The following is a 20,205-nucleotide window of genomic DNA, read 5'->3' on the forward strand; positions in this document are numbered from 1 at the left end:
TTTGTCGCGTTTGTACCTGGAGCAGGATAGGTGAACTGAAAATATGGGGGGTGAACGCGTAAAGCGTTCACCCCCCATATGGTTTGAGTGTGGAATATTAGGGTTGTATCAGTTCTGCAGCATCCTGCAGGCTGTAAATTGCATCATCAATACCATATTTACCGTCATTACTGTGATCTCTGATCATTTCCAAGCCAAATGGATTTTCTCCTATAAGAATACGTAGGTTTAAGATGGAATCAGCTAACCGTTTTTGAGTCACAATTTCTTCGAAATCTATATCAATTATTACCGGGCTATCAGAAACCGTACGTGTACTATACCAGGATAAGTCTGCGGGTGTTACTGCGCCATTACCGTCATCATCAAGACGGGCAACTATAAAGACTTCACCGGCATTGAAGGGTATTCCAGAGATAGAGAATGACTGAGATGTTTCGTCTATGTAGGTACTTCCTATTTCATTGTATGGTGTGGGAGGGAAATAGTAGGCACCAACAAAGATCTTATGCCCGTCAATGAAAGCACTTGCAGGAATAATAACATTGCCGCTGATCGTTGTAGTGTTGATCCGTGTACTTGCTTCCAATTGATCACATTGTCCGTTTGCTTCAATATGGATACCATCTATAGAACCCATGGCCTGTGTTACATCGGATAACGGAATACGCATTTCTATGAATTTTTCACCTGCGGCTGCATGGTCGAATTGATATTCATTGATAATTCTATAATTGGGATCTCTAAATTTTACCCACCATGTCATTCCATTATCGTCGGTTCCTGCAGAAACTCGGTAGGAATACCATTCTTCCCATGGGTAGCGAAGGTGTATTTCAGCCATCTTATCAGAAGGTTGGGCAGAGATAAGGTCTTGGAATGTGATGGCAAAATACATATACTGTTCGTCCATTGCCATAAATACATGTGCAAGATCTTCTCCACAATAACTTGCATTATCTCCAAGCTGATCTGTAAGTATTGGTGTGTCAGGAAGCCAATCTTGGAAATTCCCATCAATCAGTTTGGTTGCGATCAGAGGATTGCGTAAAGAAGTAGGTTTTGAAAGATCAAACTTCCATGACAAATCCTGACTGGTAGTCGCTTTTGGGAAAATTCCATTGAGGACAGGTGAAGTTTCATCAGTAGGCGGGAATGTTCCGTAGAGTGGATTATTATCATCGGAAAAATTCGGTAGTACAGCTGCAAGGTTGAGAGGCGTCTGGCTGTTTGTGCCGAAGATTTGATTCAGATTTATAACATTAAAAAGATCTTCACCCAGATATTGAGAATGATAGCCTGTGAAGGTATGGTCCAGCTGAGTTAGGCACTCAGGAGAAGTTACCATGGTGCCGGTTATATCATTTGAACTATCGACAGATCCGTTAAATGCAACAGTGCAGGAGGAACCGATATGAGAAATTGTAAAGGATACTTCATTGTTGATGAGTGAAAAGAGATCTATTACTGGATAGTCTTCAAAGAAATTACCACTATATACTACTTTGTTAGTTATTTCGCCCTGGCCGTTATAGTAGATCGACATATCAATGTCATAACCACCTTCAGTAGAGCTAAGAGAGAACCAATCTTCTATTTCTGAGTAATCGGCAACCCTGTTTTCAGCAATTGAGTTTTGAACTTCCTGAAGGTATGCCAGCATTTCTCCAGCGCCATCGAGCGCGTCTTGTGAATCAAATGAGAATACGTGTGTGTCGCGATAGTCCGATACTTCATACTGTGATTTTACGAAGGCAAAAGCTTCTGCGAAGGAGTTGATAGCATTATTTAAAGTCTCCCAGGTAACAGCAAGATGATTTGCACCATCTTCTGTTCTCAGCGACAGGGCATTATCATACTTATCCAAAAGGTCTCTTTGAACTTGGAGGACGCCTGCGCTACCGAGCACAAGAAGTTCCCGAATATCGACAGAGTCTATGTCATACGCAACAATGAACTCGAAAATTGTCTTAAAGTTGAGCAGCATTGCTTTAACAATGAGGACATCGTAATAATCAAGTGATACGGGGGCGCCATTGAGTTCGACAGCAGTTAATACAGTTGAAAAAGTAGGAGCGATCGTATCTAAATTATCAATAGCTCCTGTAAATTCTTCGATAAACGGACCTGCAAGAAAGTCATGGAATTCCTCACCGCTTGGAAAAGTAGAAGGGGGAGTATATTGGTCATTCAGACTCTCCGGCAATTCCATGGGAAAGTAATCTAGGCTGTCCTGTTCTGTTCGGACGAGGCCAAAGGTTTCGTAAAGGTCTCGTATTGTTTCCAAGGATGCATTGTTGCCATTATCGAGGCTAAAAGCCACTATGCGGGTAATAGCATAAAATAGGTTTGCTTCCTGATTATCAGGATCAGTTGCTAAGACAGTTTTGAATTCATCGTTTGCAGAGATGATCCCTGAGTAGGTTGGCATTCCATTGTTAAATAGTAACTGACGCCCTTCTGTGACGCCTGCATTTACTATTGAAGTAAAACTGATAAAGCAACAGGTCATTACTATGAGTGTTGCAAAAAAAATGAGTTTACGTTGCATGTAGTCCCTTCCCCCTTTCTAGTTATTTAAATAGATGTATCGTTTGGTAGTAAAGCATCTTTGAGGTGCATATCTGGTAGGTAATAGTTTGCTGCTGTATGAACTTTAAGACCGTTGAGTTCATGTTGTCCTGAAACATGAAGTAACGATTCCTCTACATTGAAATACAGTTCTTGAGACAACAGGCGGTGTGTTTTGGAAATAAACTGAACCGTATCCCGAAAAACAATTATATCTTTCTCTATTGTGAAAGTGGCATTCTCAGCGGTTATAGAGGCAAAAAGCGATTCATCGTTGTAGAGATCCAATTTTACAGGAACTGCAATAATCGATGTCAATCTGTTTGCTGGTAGGCTCAACAATGCTTTTTCCATTGGAATGGAAGCAAACGTAATACCTTTCTCGCTCTGTATACTCGAACCAAAGAGTTGTATAGTAGCGTTCCGGAATATTCCTTCATTGAGTAACGCAAAACTTAAAAATCCAATTTTCTTTTTTTGTATACGGAAACTATCAGCGGAGATGCGTGACTGTAGTGTGCTGTTTGCAAATGTTTGAATACCAAACCCATTGATTTCGAATTTTTTTCGAAGAATTTGCAGTTCTTCTTTGCTCAGGTTGTTCTGTAGCTTTGATTCTCTGGGAGTATTTGCCAAAATGGTGCAAAACAGTACTATGCAGAAAATGAAATATAGAGGAAATCCTGGCAAACGAAATGTTGACATTGTTGGGTATGAAATTGGTATTTCTATCAAGCTGGAAAGAAGAGGGGGGCTTCTTTTTACCAAATAGTATGATAGATGATAGAAGTAATAACGGGGTGGATTAGCTCTTGATTTTATTAATTATAGGGTGAAAAAGCAATAGGTTTAATGCTTTTATAGAATATACTATTGGAGAGTATGTTCTCTGAAAAAAAAGTTATCTGATATTACACCCTACAGCTAATTAGAATTGTAGCTACCAGTGTTCAGGGGAATATCTATGAGCAATAATCTGTGTCGGTGGATCTAATGTTGTCGTATTTTTCTTTAACAAACGTAAATGAATAGCTGGAAATACATTGCATTGGATTCAAGTATGAAATTTTCAATAAAGTAAACCTTATTCGCTGGATAAGTGTTTACACGTAATATTCTTTATCTTGAGATAAAGTACCGTGTGTATCTCCGCTGAGCGCAAGATTATTTTTGTATCCCCATTCCTTGAGGTCTGACAGAATAAAGGAGGATCATGAACTGCATTAACGTTTCAGGCACGCGATGTGCGAAGGGGGCAGGTATTCTTATTGAGACGAAATATAGAGAATCTGTTAAAAGATGACGTTGATAAACAACTACGATCTGATGGAAGAGATTGATGGACCAGCATCAGTTCTTAAGAATGAATGTGCCTGCTATTTTGAAAGAACTTTATCTAATGCAGCAAGCATTTCATTGATCGAAACTGGTTTTTCCAGGTATTCACTCATTCCCATGGAGAGAGCTTTCATCCTGTTAATTTTGTCGCTGTAACCTGTACAGAGAATGACTTTAGTACTGGGACTTAATGCTGTGATTTCCTGGGCAAGTTCAACGCCTGTCAGGTTTGGCATTGTCATGTCTGTGATTACTACTGCATAGTGTTCCTCCATTTTTTTGATTTGGTCTAAAGCCTTTTGGCTGTCAGAAAAGGAGTGTACTCTATATCCGTAGTTTGTGAGATAGCTTGTTGTGAGGTTGATAAGGTCAGGCTCATCGTCCACAAGTAGAATTAACTCTCCGTTTTTCGACCCGGAGTGTACAGGCTGTTGGTTGGCTGTATTTTCAGTTTCTTCCTCGGTGTTGTCAAATTTTGGCAGATAAACATTGACTGTCGTTCCTTGTGCTTTTTCGCTCTCTACTACAATATGCCCACCGTGACTTTTTATTATGCCATGAACAACAGCAAGTCCTAATCCCGTTCCTGATTCAGGACCTTTTGTAGTAAAATAGGGATCAAAAATCCTCTCCAATAGCTCCTTGGACATCCCTTTACCGCAATCAGTAACGGTTAAATGGAGGTAAGGCCCCATAGGGAAATCTGAAAATTTTCCGTCAGAAGGATATACTTTATCATCTATCTCCTGCAGGCGTACCCTGAGTATGCCATTATTTCCCTGCATGGCTTGATAGCCATTAGTACACAGGTTCATAATAACCTGATGCATCTGCGTTGGATCAGCTAATATTTTTCCTCTGGAGTATATCTCGTGTTTGATATCTATAGTGCTTGGCAGGGTAGATTTTAATAATGTGAGACTCTCCTGCACAATATCGGCTAAGACCACTGGTTTTCTGTCCTGCTCGTTTTTTCTGCTGAAAGTCAGAATCTGACGGACCAGTTGTTTTGCTCTTTCTGCTCCTTTCAGAGTACCATCCAGGAGTTTTTTCACTCCTGGAGTAACATCGGGCTGATGTTGTGCCAGCTCGGTGTACCCTATGATTGAGCTGAGAATATTGTTGAAATCATGAGCAATGCCACCGGCAAGTGTCCCTATCGATTCCATCTTTTGTGATTGCTTGAGTTTGTTTTCAAGCTCTACTCTTTCCTGAGCGGCTATAATATCGTTGGTTATATCACGGGAAATACCAAGGAGGAATATTGGCTTGTTATTGTCATCGAGGATCGGAATTTTTTTTGTGTGAAGATGTCTTTGGCCAGAAGATGTACGTATTGGTTCTGATGGAATTTCAAAAAACTTTTTACTCGTGAGTACCTTTCTGTCAATGGACGTGAAGAAGTCAGCTTCCTGCTTGGTAAAAAAATCATAATCAGTTTTGCCGATAACATTGTCAGTGGGTTCGTTAAAAAAAGCTTCGCTCGCTTTGTTGAGGCTGACAAAGGTTAAATTTTCTGCTTCTTTTACGAAGACCATGTCGGGGAGATTATCAAGGACAGAATTTAAAAAATTTCTACTGGATTTCAAATCCTCTTCAGCTTTTTTTCGGCGTACTATACTTATCAGAAGAAAAGATATGAGTGTACAGAGTATGAGGAAGGTGAGAAACGCAGAGATGATAACATCTTTAAATTCTTCATAGATCGATAATGGTTTGTTAACAATAATAGAATCATGGGGGAGGCGGGATTCTGGGATATTTAGACGAACCAGTTCGCGGTGGTCAAATGTAGGAATGTTTTCACCGGTCACATAGTGTTTTGCATCGCTAATTGATCTGCCTTCGAGAAGTTGTGAGGCTAGTTCAGCAGCGCTCCCTCCCTGAGTTTTTCCACTGGTTGTTACTCCGCCGAGTATTCCGTCGTGCATGTACACATCTTCCATGCTGATAATCGCGTATTCACCAAGAGCTCTCAACCGCTTGAGGGTGGTGCTAATGGATAGCACCTGGTCGTGATTATCATGAAACCCTCCTATGGTTGTAAGAACAAGAACTGTATTGGATGTTGCCCTTATCAGATTCTCAACCTGATTCAGGTTTCTGTGTGCGACAAAGCTCAGATCATATTGAGGGAAATCTAATGCTGCGGCGGCCAGAATCTGGCGGTAAATGACTTCGTATGTCTGTGAGTTGTCGCCAATAAAGGTGACATTTTCAATTCCTGGAAATAGCTTTTTAACAAGCTGGAGATTCGCTGTAATATCTTTTTCTTCAAAAACCCCGTAGATATCATCTGATGAATGTTGCGTGATAAAGGAGGTGTCATTTACTCCACAGAATACAACAGGGACAGTGGGAAATATTCTACTTCTGTGGTTTGTGATGAATTCTAAAGCATTATCATCGGTTACAAAAACGATATCTGGTCGAAGTCCCGCATATTTAGTTTCCAGGTACTTTGCAAAAAACTCCTGATATTCGGTCGAAAATTGAACGCGTTTGGTATCAAGGTACTCTGTCGAAAACGTTATGTCGCTTTCAGGATTGAGGGTTTGTAGTGTTTCAACTATCCCGTTATTTTCACGTTTAGTCCAGGGGTACTCCTGATGATAGGAGTGGAGGATAAAGGCATTAGTTTCTGCAGCTTTAGCGAAATTTTGTGGACATAAAAGCACGGTGAACAGTACCAAGATATAGAGGACATGTGTTTTGAGCATAAACAGAAACTTTGTGAATAATAAATGTGGAATGAACTTCAGACTACACTTCATTTCCTGATTGTAGTTGTAAAAACTACGTCTTACTAAAACTATCAATTTCTCAACTATTGTTCAAGTTGACGGAGGGAGGTGTTGCGGTATTAATAGGTCATGACGTGTTATCAGTCAATCAAAACACGACATAGGTTCGATAACAGAGTGTTATCCGCATTCGTTTCAGGGGAGATGGTCTGAGGATATTTTGTGAGACGCCGGGGCGACACCCATTAACCGGGTACGGTCAAAGAATACTACTCCTCTTACGGAAAACTCCTTTTTGATTGTGTATTCCTGTTTTATATACCACTATCGTTGGTAGTGGTCACTTGGAAGTGGCGTGTATTTCATTTCGAATTAGCCTAACCTGCCTGAGTTCTTATGAAATTGTAAATTGCAAAAGTCAACAGAAGATTAGTCCCCCTCTCTGTCCTTCACTACGAAGTCATCTTGGGGTACCGGATATAACACTATTGATTTTACAACCAGTCTTCCAAAGTGCATCGACCAGAGGTTCAATATTCTGCCCGGTGATTCGCAAAATTATAGCTCTGCTCTGAGTGCTGTAGTTGTTGCACAGAGCGATATTCTCTATCTCGATATCATGTGTTTTGCAGATATCTATAATGCTGTAAAACGTATCTTTTCCCTGATCGGCAATAAGTTCTATTCTTGTACTATTCTCGTTCCCACCGAGAATCTCTGCAAAAGCTTTGAAGATATCTGATTCTGTTATGATGCCAATGAGGCGGTCTTCTTCAACAACCGGGATTCCGCCGATTTTGTGCTTCTGCATGGTCATGGCGACTTTCTCAAGAGTATCTGCAGGGGTTGCCTTTATGACCGTTTTGGTCATAAACGATTCGATTTTTGCCTGCCTTGCCAATGCCCTGGTAGTTTCATCAAGGGTTACGTCTACTATTGAGGGCAGACCATTCTTTACATCTTCCCTGGTAATTATTCCGAGGATTTTCATTTCCTGATCGACGACAGGAAGTCGTCTGATTCTGTTGCTGGTCATCAAATCATCTGCCTCTGCAAGAGTCTGGTCTGGTAAAACTGTTATAACCCCGCTGTGCATCCAGAGCTTTACAAACATTATCTCTCCTTCTCGGTAAACGGACGTATTATGATTTTTCCAGTTGGCCGATCTATATAGAACCTGATGGCAGAAGCATCTTCTTCAAGAGTTGTTTTCGCGTTTCCTATACGTAACCGGGTTCCTGCAGCAATTTTTCCATACACTGTAATTGTTGCACTGCTATGCATGAAAGCAGCGTCATGGCGGGAATAGTTCGGGCTGCCCTCTATCAGATTGAATTTCCTGAGGTTCTTCCTGAGCTTGTTCAGGTGACTTCGCTTTTCCTGATAGTCATCTGAACCAGCATATTCCTCCCCGTGTATAGCGAGAAGTGAAACGAGTTCGTTTTCTAATGTAACAATTTCTTTTTTGAATTTTCTTCGCTGTTCAAGACGACCTGGGTTTATACCTGCAGCAATGGAGGCTGGAGCAGCATTGCCGGACCCTATGTCACGTCCGATAAAATCGGAGCCGCAGGAAAAGTATCCTCCAATGATTTTGACATCAGGTTTGCAGAGAATTTTCTTTTGGGAACTGACTGTTGCATAATAGGCACCTTTTCTAATTACCACCGTTCCACCGGCGGTGAGTTTTCCCCTCTCAATAAATGCGATTTCTATATCACCTTCGGTTGAAAGCACTGCATTTTCACCAATTATCCCTCCGGTCAATTTTGTGTTTCCAATGCATCTGATTGTTGCACTCTCTACATTACCTCCAATCAGGAGGTCACCCCTGCATCGAACAATGAACCCGGGCTTAACATTGCCACGTATTTCAAGACCATCTTTTGATTCGATATTGCCGACGGAGAAATCAACATCACCATTAATGGTCTGCTTCGCACTCACTTTTACATCGGTTTCATTGACAATGGAGAGCACCCCCGAACGACTTGCAACCACCTGACCACTTTCTTCCCGATATTCGACATCACCGGCCACCTTGACAGTAATATCTTTTCCAGGTGTCTGAGGAATGAGCTGCCTGAAAATGTTAACTCCGGGAGTGCCTTCGGTCAGAGGTACCTTGGTGGCAATGATTTCGTCTTTTTCTATACCTATGAAAATTTTTCTTTCCCGCCAGTCCATTGATCCATCCTGGAGTATCTTGCCGGGCAGAGGTCCAATTTCCACTTCAAAGCGGAGGAAAGCATCATTGCCGTTAATAGGTAGCATTCCCCTTGCAACCGGCACATTCTTGCTTGGCCGACTCTTCAAGAGAACGGTTTGAAGGGTTTCGGCTAAAAGTGCCTCATCTATGCCGTAGCAAATATTCTGTTCTTCTATATAGCCTCTAAGTTCGTCAAGAGTCAGTGCACTCTGGCTCTGAACCGGTGGGTAGAGGTTCATCAAAGCCAACATGTTGTCTTTAGAAAGAGTGATTAGTGGGTTGAGGCTAGCCTCTATGATTATACGGCCGTTATCTATCCGGGTGGTAACTTCCGGATAACCAGCAAGGAGCGCTGTAAGTTTTTGATTATCATCGGACAGGCAGCAGTTTTCACCGGCGACGAGAATTGCAGTATCAGGTGATGTCTCAGGTGACAGGGAAATTATCACCTGGTTCTGCTTTACACGTTCATGGATGACCAATTCCCCAGAGACATCGTCAGCCTCAGTGATAATGGTCTGAGAGGTAAAGTGAGTGGTGTATGTCGTATCCATAGAGACTTTTCAATGAATTCAGCTAGCAGATGATCTCTCAGTCTGTTTGCCGGAATGGTATAGAACCGACTGCAAAAATTATTGGGAATATTCATGCTATTATCAACTATAGCATACTCCCTCAAGTTGACTTCTGTAAGAGACCGTCTGGAAGCAACGGTTACATTACTTTCCTGAGTGGTCGCCGGATATTGAACGTCCCGACTGTAAAGGGAAGCCTTAACAACTGAATCCTGATGAAAGTGATACAGTGAAGGAGGCACGTACAATTAAAAGGGGCTCGCTCTATTGCAAAACATCGGCAATCAGTTTGCTCAATTCAAGCTGATTAAATGGTTTGGTGATAAACCCAGCAAGACCTTTGTCCGTCATGTCTGCAATTCTAACATTTTTTGCATACCCTGAAGATACAATCACTTTTGCGTCAGGATCTTTTTTGATTATCGTATTAAATGTTTCACGACCATCCATAACCGGCATAACCATGTCAAGAATGACAAGGTCGATGTCATCACCTCTACGGCTGTAAATTTCCACCGCCTCTTTTCCGTTTTCTGCAAGCAGGACTGTATAGCCAAGATTCTCTATCAAAAGTGATGCGGTGGCTCTGATGATATCTTCGTCATCGACGACCAGTATAGTGCCGGAACCGTGAGCAACAGGTTCTTCTTTGCTGGTGATACTGGGAACACTCTCATCTGATATCGGTAAATATATGTGAAATACCGTTCCGGTACCAGGTTCACTATAGAGGTGTATGTTTCCTTGATGCTCCCGTACCATGCCGTAAACAGCAGCCAGGCCAAGGCCTGTTCCTTTTCCCACATCTTTGGTTGTGAAAAACGGCTCAAAAATACGGGATTGGATTTCGGGAGGGATTCCTGTGCCTGAATCCTGAATAGAAATCTGGATATGTTTACCGGGTGTAAGGCTGGTATCTATTTGACAATAATCCTCGTCAAATTCAGCGTTGACCGTTGAAATGTGAATTTCTCCACCTTCAGGCATCGCATCACGGGCATTGACGCAGATATTCAGGATACCGCTCTGGAGTTGTGAAGGGTCGCCAATTACCATGGACTGTTCGGCCTTCAGTTCAGTGTGAATGACAATCCGTTTGTCTATGCTGCGCTCAAGGATGGCAATCGCATCATGTATTATTGCATGTAGATCTACTGGCGTGGAGAGCTGCTTACCTTTTCTACTGAATGCCAGGAGTTTCCCTGTAAGTCCGGCAGCCCGTTCCGTGGCATTCTTTATGATGTCGATATACTTCAACTCTTTTTCTTTTCCGGCAAGGGATATCTCCAGCAACTCTGATGCTCCAATTATGCCACTCAACATATTGTTGAAATCATGGGCCACACCACCAGCGAGCTGGCCGATGGCGTCCATTCGCTGGCCATGCTGGACCTGCAATTGAAGCTCATACTCTTTGGTAACGTTGTCGATTCTAATGACTGCACCGGTGTCGCTGGCGGAGTGAGTTGAGAGTGGGTATATAGTAATGTCTTCATATATTGAACCACTTTCGGTCTTCCGTTCTCGCTTTGTTCGTCGTTTTATCTCATACTTTTCCAAGCTTTTTGAGATCATGGGATATATTTCATCGAGGTCGGGATATATTTCCCCCAAAGGCATGCCATGTGCTTTTGATGCAGAAACACCTGTTATCTTTTCGGCATTACTATTCCACTGGGTTATTTTTTTTTGTGAATCAATACCGATGATGACTGAAGGCATTGAGTTAATAATGTCAGTGAGATAGCTTTTAAGATCTCTCAGGTTAATTTCTATTTTTTTCCTTTCCGATACCTCTCTGCTCAGCTTGGATATCTGATTTTGAATGGCATTTCTCATGTTGTTGAAACTGTCGGAAAGTACACCGATCTCATCAGAACTGTGTATATTAATCGGATGATCCAGATTGCCTTTGGAAATTTCCAGGGCTGTCCTGGTGAGTTCTCCGATCGGACGTAACATTCGAGTTATGGCTATTGAGAGCACAATAGCAACCAACAATGTGATTGTGGACATTGTGAAAAAAAGCAACGAAGTAAATTTAATTACGTCAGCATATTTGTCATTTAACGGGACGGCATAAACGATGATCCATTTCCATGGGTCGAACACCCTGTATACGTACCACATGTCATGGTCGGCAGTTTTAGCGTAAAATTGTCCCTGTGTGGCGGTTTGTTGAGCAAGAAGTCTGCTGCCACCGCTTTCAAGAATTTGCCCTGCCGGATAGGCCGGGTGCAGTATAACCATGGAGTTTTCGTCAAGGATGATCGGTTTTAAATTTATCTTCGGCTGTCGATAATAGGTGTTCTTCAGGTTACCGATCGTAGATTTTTGAAAATCATCTTTATACGCCTCGATCAGGCCGGTTTTTTGTAAACGGTCATCAACCCTTTGTAATGTCTCCCAGATCACATCGACCTTTTCTGTAAAGATTGCCTGCTGGCTTCTGTCGATGATTTTTGTAAGTTGGATTTTTGAGAGGAGCAAAACACCGGTCATGATCAGCACAAATGAGCATACTATAAGCAGCAGGAGTTTGAATGTTATTGAACGAAGTTTCATGAATATCAATGATCGCTGGAGCCTGACTTGATAATGGTTGCCTGCTCAAGAAGGCTTACAGGAAATTTAATACCGAGACTGTTGGCAATGGGCATATTGATAAAGAGTCTGGCATTTTTGTTCGTGGTTATTGGAATGTTGGAAGGAGCGGTTCCATTAAGTATCTTCAAGGCAGTTTTTCCGGCCCACCAACCCTGTTCTTCAGCGATTTTAACATTTCCCAGAAGGGAGTAACGGACCTCGCTGTCGCCAACCGCTCCTGAAGGAATTTTGGAGTGTTTAATTATAAACTCCTCAACCTGTTCAGAACTCCACCCCTGAATGCCAACCGGATTTAAGATGATGAGCATGTCCACGCTGGTCTGCAAACGGTTGAACTCCTTTTTCCACTCTTCAAGTGTCGACACCAGATTTCCGTCTGCGTATTCGATACCCAGCAATACTTTATGAAAGATCAAAGATTTTCGGTTGGACATATCGTCAGCGCCTATGTAGCCAACCCTGTCCCCTTCGGCGTATTCCCGAAGCATAATAACGGTTTCAGGAATGTGTTCAATCTCAAGTATCCCTGTCATGTTCTCAGTAGGGAGGTTGTACACGCTTGCATCATAGTTGATGCCGCAGAAGACAATAGGTATGGAAGATTCGAGAAGATACGGTTGTATAAGAAATTTAGCAGCATTGTCGTCGCATGCGACAACAATGGCCGGTTGCCAGGTGTCTATCAGTCGTTTTGCTTCCAGAGCTGCCTGCTTAATCTGATCCTCCCGGTTATGCAGCTTTGTATTCATTCTGAACATTTTTAAATCGATTGTGTTTTCACTGCTCTCAAGTGTCTGGCTAGTGCCGTTTTTGATACCCAGCGCTTTTAACAACCCTTTTTCAATATCATCACTCCATTTGTAACCTTTGTGATATGAGTTGATAAAAAGTACCTTCTGTTTCGCTCCACTGACCAAATGTGAACTCTCTAGAATATCAAGTGGAAACCTGATGCCAAGTTTGCGGGCGAGTTTCATATTGAGGATACGTTTTGCTTTTTTATTCTGCACAATCGGTATATCGGATGGGGCGACTCCATTCAGTATATTGAGCGCTTGTTCCGCAGCCCATTGACCTTGTTCTTCCGGGATAGTCGAAAGTGTTACCAGGGCAATAGATTGCATGAATTCATCGTAAGCAGCGGTTGGTACCGTAGTGTTTTCAAATACATATTCTGATATTTCATCTAATGGTACATCCTGGGTGTCAAGAGCCCTGATGGAACCCAGCACGAGCATGTCCACTTCCTGCTGAAGTTCCAGAAAGTGGGTTTTCCACTCCGAAAGATTGTTGGCGTATCGTGTATGCATTGAAACGCCGAGCTGATTTTCAAAATGTTGCTGTTCCTTTCTGTTTGAAAGGGTGTTGCCTCGTAATGTTCCGATCCTTTTTCCCTGTGCAAAAGGCACAAGGTGGTCGACAATCTCCTTGATCAATTGGACCTCCACCATGCCTGTAGTGTTTCTATACGGAAGTCCGTATACCGAGGCATCCCAATTCAGCCCGCAGAAAACGAACGGTATGTCAGCATTTTGGTAGTATGGTTTCAGGAGGTATTTGGCAGCGTTGTCATCAGAGGTAATAACAATATCGGGTTGCCATGTTTCGATTTCTTTTTTTGCCAGAAGGGCGGCGCTCATTTTGTTTTCTTCAGATTTTTCGAGCCTCGTATCCATATTGTGTATTTTTAGGAGGATATCTTTTCTACCGCCCAGAACCGAAGTAATCCCGGCCTTGATACCTGCACTCCATTCCTCTTTATCTGAATGATAGGAAGCGATATAGAGGAGTTTTTTAGGTTGAGCCAAGGTCGTAAGTGGAAAGGTCAATAACAGTAATACTAAAAGTGTTAGGACTGTTGCCATCCATCTCATCTTAAACCTCCGAGAAATGTTATCATTACTCTTATAGTATAGTCTGTAAAAATAGAAGTCGAGGGTGTTATACGCAAGGAGTTGACCACTACTGTATATGCTTTGGTACTAACAGGAGTGTGGGGTGGCTCATTTTCACTGGATAGTTTTTTAGACTGCTTTCTTTTGTTGGTTCCGTTTTTCTTAATGAATCAGAGGTATCTTGTCTAAATAATAGATATTAAAACCTAGGGAAGTTCCCTCCGGATTCCTATTATATCAACGTTGCATGTCCGGCCTATGCTGGACAGCAGTGAAAAAAGAGTAATTGTCTTTCGATATATTGGTTGGAAACATTAATCCTGCCTTTCTAATTTATGCCTGTTTAATGCCTGAAACCTGTCAGCTTTGTGATAATATAATGGGAAAGGGAGCAAAGCCGTAATGCCAATTCAACACAATTCCACGTCACAGATTGAGAATAACGTGTCGTTTCCACAATCGAAAGAACTATGCAGAGCTGTTTTCGAACACACTTCCGACGGTATATTTGTTGCTAACGGACAGGGGGAGATTGTTCAAGTTAGCCAGCAATTATGTAACATGCTTGGCTACACGACTGATGAAATGCTGAGTCTCTCTGCAGGCGACATAGTCCTCAACAGCAACACAAACATCCCTCTGCATTGTATTGAAAACATCGGTAATACTGATAACCAGTCGGAACAATATTCTTTACGTCATAAAGACGGAACAATACTGGAGGCAGAACTCTGCTTACAGAGTTTGTCAGAGGGCAGCGTAGTTGGTCTGGTGCGCGGTTTCGGGAAGCAAAACAGGATTGAAGAACAGTTTCATGAAAGCGAGCAACGTTTTCGTTTGCTTGCTGAATCTTCCCTAACCGGTATTTATCTTATTATGGAAGGGCAATTTGACTATGTTAATACAGCATTTGCCCACATGTTTGGCTACGAGGTTGAAGAAGTTATTAACAATCTCAAAATGACAGACTTGATTTTTCCGGAAGACCGCCCTCTGGTCCTCGAAAATATCCGTCGTCGTGTTGAAGGTAAAGAGGACTCCGTTCGCTACGTATTTCGAGGTTGGCATAAAAATGGTTCGATCATCTATGTTGAAGTTCACGGTCGCCGCATTAATCACAAAGGTAAAGTCGGTGTTATCGGTACGCTGATCGATATTACTGACACAAAGAAAGCTGAAGTTTCTCTCAGAGCAAGCGAAGAACGTTACCGCAGCCTTTACAATGAAAATCCTTCTATGTTCTTCACGTTAGATACTGATGGTGTCATTTCCGCGGTAAATGATTTCGGTGCAAATCAGCTTGGTTATTCCAGAGAAGAATTAGAGGGGCAATCTTTCCTCAATCTATTAAAAAAAGACGACACTGCAGTTGCACTGGAGAGGTTTAAAGGGTGTCTGCATACTCACGGGCAGGTGCACCACTGGCAACTTAGAAAAATACGAAAAGATGGCAGTATCTTATGGGTTGATGAGTATATGCGGTCGACTACAGGACCGGACGGAAATGTAAATGTCCTCGCCGTCTGTCAGGATATAACCGAGCGCATAAAATTAGAAGAGTCACTCAAAGTTTCCCAGTTCATCTTCGACCAGGCTGCTATCGGTATATTTCTTGTCCAGGACGATAACCAGATCATTGACGTCAATGAGCATGCCTGCCGCAACCTCGGCTACTCAAAAGAGGAACTTTGCAATCGCTCTGTAATGGATATTGACCCGGCAATCAGCAAAGACCAATTAGAAGAGCTCAGGTCTCAGTTGGATATGATGAAATCGGCTACAATCAAAACAACTCATCGGAGAAAAAACGGTGATATCTTCCCTGTGCAGGTATTCATTAGTACTTTACCCCATAAGGACAAAGTATTCAGGGTATGCTTCGTTCAGGATATTTCTGAAGTTGAACAGGCAAGAATAGAACAGGACAAACTCGAAAAGCAACTCAAACAGGTCCAGAAACTTGAGGCAGTGGGCAGGCTGGCCGGAGGTGTTGCTCATGATTTGAATAATTTGCTTACTCCGATTCTTGGTTATTCAGACCTGCTTGGCATAGACAAGAACATCTCTGGCCATGCAAAAGCGAAACTTGCACAGATAAGCAAGGCTGCAATGGGAGCAAGGGATCTGGTAAAACAGCTCCTCGCTTTCAGCCGTAAGCAGGTTTTGGAATATCAGCCAATGTATCTCAATACGATTGTTGAAAATTTTGATAGCCTCATTCGGCGCACCATTCGGGAGAATATTGAAATACGCGTATCAACGTCTTCCGACTTGAAACCTGTTATGGCCGACTGTGGACAGATTGAACAGGTCCTGATGAACCTGATTGTCAATGCATCAGATGCCATGCCGAATGGAGGTAAATTATCTATTGAAACAAAAATGACGGAGCTGGATGAAATCTATATAGCGACTCATCCTGATGTTACCCCAGGCACCTATGTTATGCTGGGAATCAGTGATACCGGTGAAGGCATTGATGAGGAGAACCTTTCAAAAATATTTGAACCATTTTTTTCAACTAAAGGAGATCAGGGGACAGGCCTGGGGCTAGCAACAGTGTATGGAATTGTAAAACAGCATAAAGGGAGTGTCTGGGTATACAGCGAACCCGGCATGGGAACAAGTTTTAAAATTTATCTGCCGGCTGCCACGCAGCTTCCGGGGCCGGATAGTCCACAGCATGAGAAAAAATCCAACACACATGGATCAGAGACCATCTTGCTGGTAGAAGATAACGAAGCAGTACGTACCACAGTATATGACATCCTTAAAGAACAGGGGTATCGGGTTATCACTGCACAGGATGGGAAATCGGCCCTCTTGAAGGTTGTCTCCGGTATGACCTTCGACATGCTCTTGACTGATGTGGTAATGCCAGATATGAACGGGAAGGAGTTGTTTACCCGGATATTAACGAAAATCCCTTTGGTTAAAGTGCTCTATATGTCTGGATATACAGACGATATAATTGTCCATCATGGTGTGTTGGAGAAAGGGATACAGTTTATTCAAAAGCCGTTTAGTTCTCTGGAAATTTTGCAAAAGGTGAGAACCGTCCTCGACTCATGACCTTTCCTGATTACAAGGAATATTGTGTTGTCCTGTAAGCTGTAATGACATCTGGACAGGACTATGAACACAACGCTATTATTTTCAACAGATCTATTTATCACTGCTCATCTTTTCGTTTATCAGAACGTTCAGGGGTGTAATGAGTTCTGGTCCTTTTAGTCTCTCATGATATCGTAAGATTTCCCGTCTCATAGCGCCGTTATACTCAATTAGTTGTAAGTTACGGGGAGTACAAAATCCCAATATGAGCATAGGCGAATTATGACATGATACTGGTGTTTGATCACAACGGGCTGCCCAGATTTTCTAAAGGAATTTAGGACGTTGAATTTTTTAGCTGATTTTGGCCAGACTCTCGGATAATGTTGCCTTGTATATACTCACAGGGTGTGCTGTGGTTGATTGAACAAAAATAGAAAAGGTTTGCAGGTAAAATGATTTCACGTCTTGAATTAACAGAGAAAATTATTGCTAAAGCGCAGTCCCTGGGAGCCTCCCTGGCGGGTGTTGCAAGTGTAGCATCTTTAAAAGCGTCTCCGTCTCATACCCTTTACCCCAGGCTTGGTAATAATCTGCATGAAAACACTGCAGAAATACGAGATGGTGATATCTTCGAAGTTGCCTGGCCTGAAGATGCTGTATCGGTGGTCGTGATCGGTGTTGAACACAGCGCCGAGAGACCGGAGCTTGACTGGTGGGATGGTAAGGGAACGTCCGGCAATCGAATTCTGATTGACATAAATAAGCACCTGTCAGCCTGGATTGAGGAAACACTTGGTGTTACAACCTATAAATTACCCTATGCTATTGAAAAAGGGGGGCTTTTTCTGAAAGATGCGGCGGTACTTGCCGGTTTAGGATGTATTGGCCGGAATAACCTGGTCATTACACCTGAATATGGTCCCCGTATCCGCTTCAGGGCCATGTTGCTAGACAGGGAAGTTGAGCCGATCGTCTCTTCCGGTTTTAATCCTTGTGAACTTTGCGACGAGCCCTGTCGCAAAGTCTGCCCGGTACAGGCCTTCCAGAGCAAAATATATAGTGCCGAGTCTCTGGCTCAATCAATATTGCCCGGTTTCGACGGCTACTATGACCGGGTTACCTGCAATTTGAAAATGGAAAAAGATATTGACGATGCGGCGAGGGACATATCTTCAGATGAGAAGAAACAGCAGGAAGCCCGGAAGATGATCAACGAGTTTGAAAAAAGTCATATCAATGCGCCAACCCGGAAACAACCGGTGAAATATTGCGTCAAATACTGCAGGAAATGTGAGCTGCGTTGTCCAGTTGGACAAAAGGCAGGGAAGATCTGAGATTGATGAACCGCCCTGTAGGTCAAGTTGAGAGTGAGAGCTGACTCCTCTCTTCACAATTTTCCTTTTATAAGATAGATTCGTCTCTCTATATAACGGCTGATATTATCATCGTAGTATTGTGGGGATTGAAAAGTGGACAACGATAGACAAGCAGATTTGCCAGAAGAAAAAGCAACAGTAGAAAAAGAGCTGCTGCAGTTGAAAAAGACTAACAGAGATCTGCTGAAGCGGCTTGAGCAAATGTCCTGTTTGTTGAACAACCTTCCTGGTATGGCATTTCGCTGTCTGTATGATACGCAATTGACTATCGAGTATGCCAGTGAAGGTTCTAAAACTATCCTGGGCTATGATCCTGATCAAATTGTAAGTGGTCTGGCATTTCGACAGATGGTCCATAAGGATGATCAGGCGCATAATAAGGAAGTGGTCAGCAGTTTGACGCCAGAAAATAATAGATACAATTTAATCTATCGAATGCAGGATGCTTTTGGTGATAATCGATGGATTCATGAGCAGGGTATTGCTATCTATTCTGATGATGGTCAACCGGTGGCTATTGAAGGTCTTCTTACCGATATTACTGAACAGAAAAACAGAGAAATCAAGCTTCATGCTGAAAATTATCGGTTACGTTCTTCAATTAAGGAACGCTATCGTCTCGGACAATTAATCGGCAAAAGTCAGGCAATGCAGAATATCTATGAGCGTATTGTCAAAGCTGCTGATACTGAAGCCAGTGTAATCATTAACGGGGAATCGGGTACAGGCAAGGAGTTGGCTGCACGGGCTATCCACGAACTGAGTGAACGTCGAAATAAACCCTTTGTGGCTGTCAACTGCGGTGCTATCTCTGAAGCTTTGCTTGAAAGTGAATTCTTCGGTCATTTGAGAGGGTCCTTTTCAGGTGCGTACTCGGATCGTGATGGTTTTCTTATGGCTGCAAATGGGGGGACACTGTTTCTCGATGAGATAGGTGAAATGCCTTTGCAACTACAGGTAAAGCTTTTGCGGGCGTTGGACGGTCGGGGCTTTACTCCAGTCGGCGACAATAAGATTTTGTCTTCGGACTTCAAACTTATTTCGGCCAGCAACCGCGATCTTGCTCAAATGGTGAGGCAGGGAAAGATGCGGGAAGATTTCTATTATCGTATTAATACTGTGCCTATTGTAATGCCTCCCTTGCACGAACGAAAGGAAGACCTGCCTCTGCTCATTGAACATTTTGTGAACAGTTACACGGTCGAAGAGGTAGAACTGTCTTCTGATTTCTACAGGCAACTCAATCAGCATAACTGGCCGGGTAATGTGAGGGAACTGCAGAATGTTATCAGACGTTACCTTACGCTTAACGAAGTCAGCTTCAGTCCGTTGACCGATCAGACCTCAGCTGAACCAAATGAAGTTCCTGCGTATATTGATTCTCTATCAACTTCTCAAGGTGTCACTGCTGAACTGGTTGAGGTTGAAAGAAAGATTGTTCTTCTGGCACTGCAGGAAAATCGATGGAATATGGGTCAAACAGCAACTGCTCTCGGAATTAGCAGACGAACCCTGCAGCGTCGGGTGAATAAGCACAACCTCAAGTAGTCCTTTAATCGGCCAAATCTGGCCACTTTTAATAAAGTACGTAACTACAGTTGTTTATGGTGGTGTGTGTCTGCTTGTCGGTCATATGTGTCCGGCATGTGCAAGATACTGCATTATCTGTGATATGATTATAACATAGTATATTCAAGTACATATACGACTATGCTCTGTTGGCATATCTTTTGCTACAACTGACACAAATATAATCGTCGCATAAATGCGGCCAGGTAAAGATTTGTATGGCCGTCATAATTGATGGCAATCAAATCTTCTAAACTATATGTG

10 protein-coding genes are annotated in these 20,205 nt (G+C 42.6%); 3 read left to right on the plus strand and 7 right to left on the minus strand.

Annotated elements, in window-relative coordinates; all coding sequences use genetic code 11:
• Positions 1–97: 97 nt before the first annotated feature.
• The 7 genes from FCL46_RS04540 to FCL46_RS04570 all read right to left on the minus strand — a co-directional run bounded on the left by FCL46_RS04540 (position 98) and on the right by FCL46_RS04570 (position 13,918).
• Entirely contained in the window at positions 98–2,551 is a 2,454-nt protein-coding gene (locus FCL46_RS04540) for a hypothetical protein (RefSeq protein WP_136805192.1), read from the minus strand.
• A 26-nt stretch (positions 2,552–2,577) separates the two neighbouring features.
• On the minus strand, positions 2,578–2,925 hold the full coding sequence (locus FCL46_RS04545) for a hypothetical protein (RefSeq protein ID WP_176371589.1): 348 nt from the start codon (positions 2,923–2,925) through the stop codon (positions 2,578–2,580).
• A 1,022-nt stretch (positions 2,926–3,947) separates the two neighbouring features.
• Complete coding sequence (locus tag FCL46_RS04550) at positions 3,948–6,629, minus strand: hybrid sensor histidine kinase/response regulator (protein WP_167505721.1); 2,682 nt, start codon at positions 6,627–6,629, stop codon at positions 3,948–3,950.
• Positions 6,630–7,113: 484 nt separating this feature from the next.
• Positions 7,114–7,767: a CBS domain-containing protein gene (locus FCL46_RS04555; RefSeq protein ID WP_136805195.1), complete on the minus strand. Its 654-nt coding sequence runs from the start codon at positions 7,765–7,767 to the stop codon at positions 7,114–7,116.
• Positions 7,767–9,416 (minus strand): DUF342 domain-containing protein, encoded by a 1,650-nt coding sequence (locus FCL46_RS04560; RefSeq protein ID WP_136805196.1) that lies wholly within the window; start codon positions 9,414–9,416, stop codon positions 7,767–7,769. Before FCL46_RS04560 ends, FCL46_RS04555 begins: the two co-directional genes overlap by 1 nt.
• Positions 9,417–9,701: 285 nt before the next feature.
• Positions 9,702–12,002: an ATP-binding protein gene (locus FCL46_RS04565; RefSeq protein ID WP_136805197.1), complete on the minus strand. Its 2,301-nt coding sequence runs from the start codon at positions 12,000–12,002 to the stop codon at positions 9,702–9,704.
• Between the two features lie 5 nt (positions 12,003–12,007).
• Positions 12,008–13,918: an ABC transporter substrate-binding protein gene (locus FCL46_RS04570; RefSeq protein WP_136805198.1), complete on the minus strand. Its 1,911-nt coding sequence runs from the start codon at positions 13,916–13,918 to the stop codon at positions 12,008–12,010.
• Positions 13,919–14,341: 423 nt separating this feature from the next.
• On the opposite strand from FCL46_RS04570, the gene FCL46_RS04575 reads away from it, so the two are divergent.
• The 3 genes from FCL46_RS04575 to FCL46_RS04585 all read left to right on the plus strand — a co-directional run bounded on the left by FCL46_RS04575 (position 14,342) and on the right by FCL46_RS04585 (position 19,920).
• On the plus strand, positions 14,342–17,011 hold the full coding sequence (locus tag FCL46_RS04575) for a PAS domain-containing hybrid sensor histidine kinase/response regulator (protein WP_136805199.1): 2,670 nt from the start codon (positions 14,342–14,344) through the stop codon (positions 17,009–17,011).
• 437 nt (positions 17,012–17,448) lie between these two features.
• Entirely contained in the window at positions 17,449–18,330 is an 882-nt protein-coding gene (locus tag FCL46_RS04580; protein WP_136805200.1) for an epoxyqueuosine reductase, read from the plus strand.
• Positions 18,331–18,465: 135 nt separating this feature from the next.
• On the plus strand, positions 18,466–19,920 hold the full coding sequence (locus FCL46_RS04585; RefSeq protein WP_136805201.1) for a sigma-54 interaction domain-containing protein: 1,455 nt from the start codon (positions 18,466–18,468) through the stop codon (positions 19,918–19,920).
• Positions 19,921–20,205: the final 285 nt, after the last annotated feature.

This window comes from Desulfosediminicola flagellatus (genome assembly GCF_005116655.2).
In the GTDB taxonomy this organism is placed as follows: Bacteria; Desulfobacterota; Desulfobulbia; order Desulfobulbales; family Desulfocapsaceae; genus Desulfopila; species Desulfopila flagellata.

What these genes read in the sequence shown, in the direction of transcription:
- FCL46_RS04575 (WP_136805199.1), top strand. Translation starts at nt 14,342, where the DNA reads ATGCCAATTCAACACAATTCCACGTCACAGATTGAGAATAACGTGTCG.
- FCL46_RS04545 (WP_176371589.1), bottom strand. Translation starts at nt 2,925, where the DNA reads ATGGAAAAAGCATTGTTGAGCCTACCAGCAAACAGATTGACATCGATT.
- FCL46_RS04580 (WP_136805200.1), top strand. Translation starts at nt 17,449, where the DNA reads ATGATTTCACGTCTTGAATTAACAGAGAAAATTATTGCTAAAGCGCAG.
- FCL46_RS04570 (WP_136805198.1), bottom strand. Translation starts at nt 13,918, where the DNA reads ATGAGATGGATGGCAACAGTCCTAACACTTTTAGTATTACTGTTATTG.
- FCL46_RS04555 (WP_136805195.1), bottom strand. Translation starts at nt 7,767, where the DNA reads ATGTTTGTAAAGCTCTGGATGCACAGCGGGGTTATAACAGTTTTACCA.
- FCL46_RS04560 (WP_136805196.1), bottom strand. Translation starts at nt 9,416, where the DNA reads ATGGATACGACATACACCACTCACTTTACCTCTCAGACCATTATCACT.
- FCL46_RS04565 (WP_136805197.1), bottom strand. Translation starts at nt 12,002, where the DNA reads ATGAAACTTCGTTCAATAACATTCAAACTCCTGCTGCTTATAGTATGC.
- FCL46_RS04540 (WP_136805192.1), bottom strand. Translation starts at nt 2,551, where the DNA reads ATGCAACGTAAACTCATTTTTTTTGCAACACTCATAGTAATGACCTGT.
- FCL46_RS04550 (WP_167505721.1), bottom strand. Translation starts at nt 6,629, where the DNA reads ATGCTCAAAACACATGTCCTCTATATCTTGGTACTGTTCACCGTGCTT.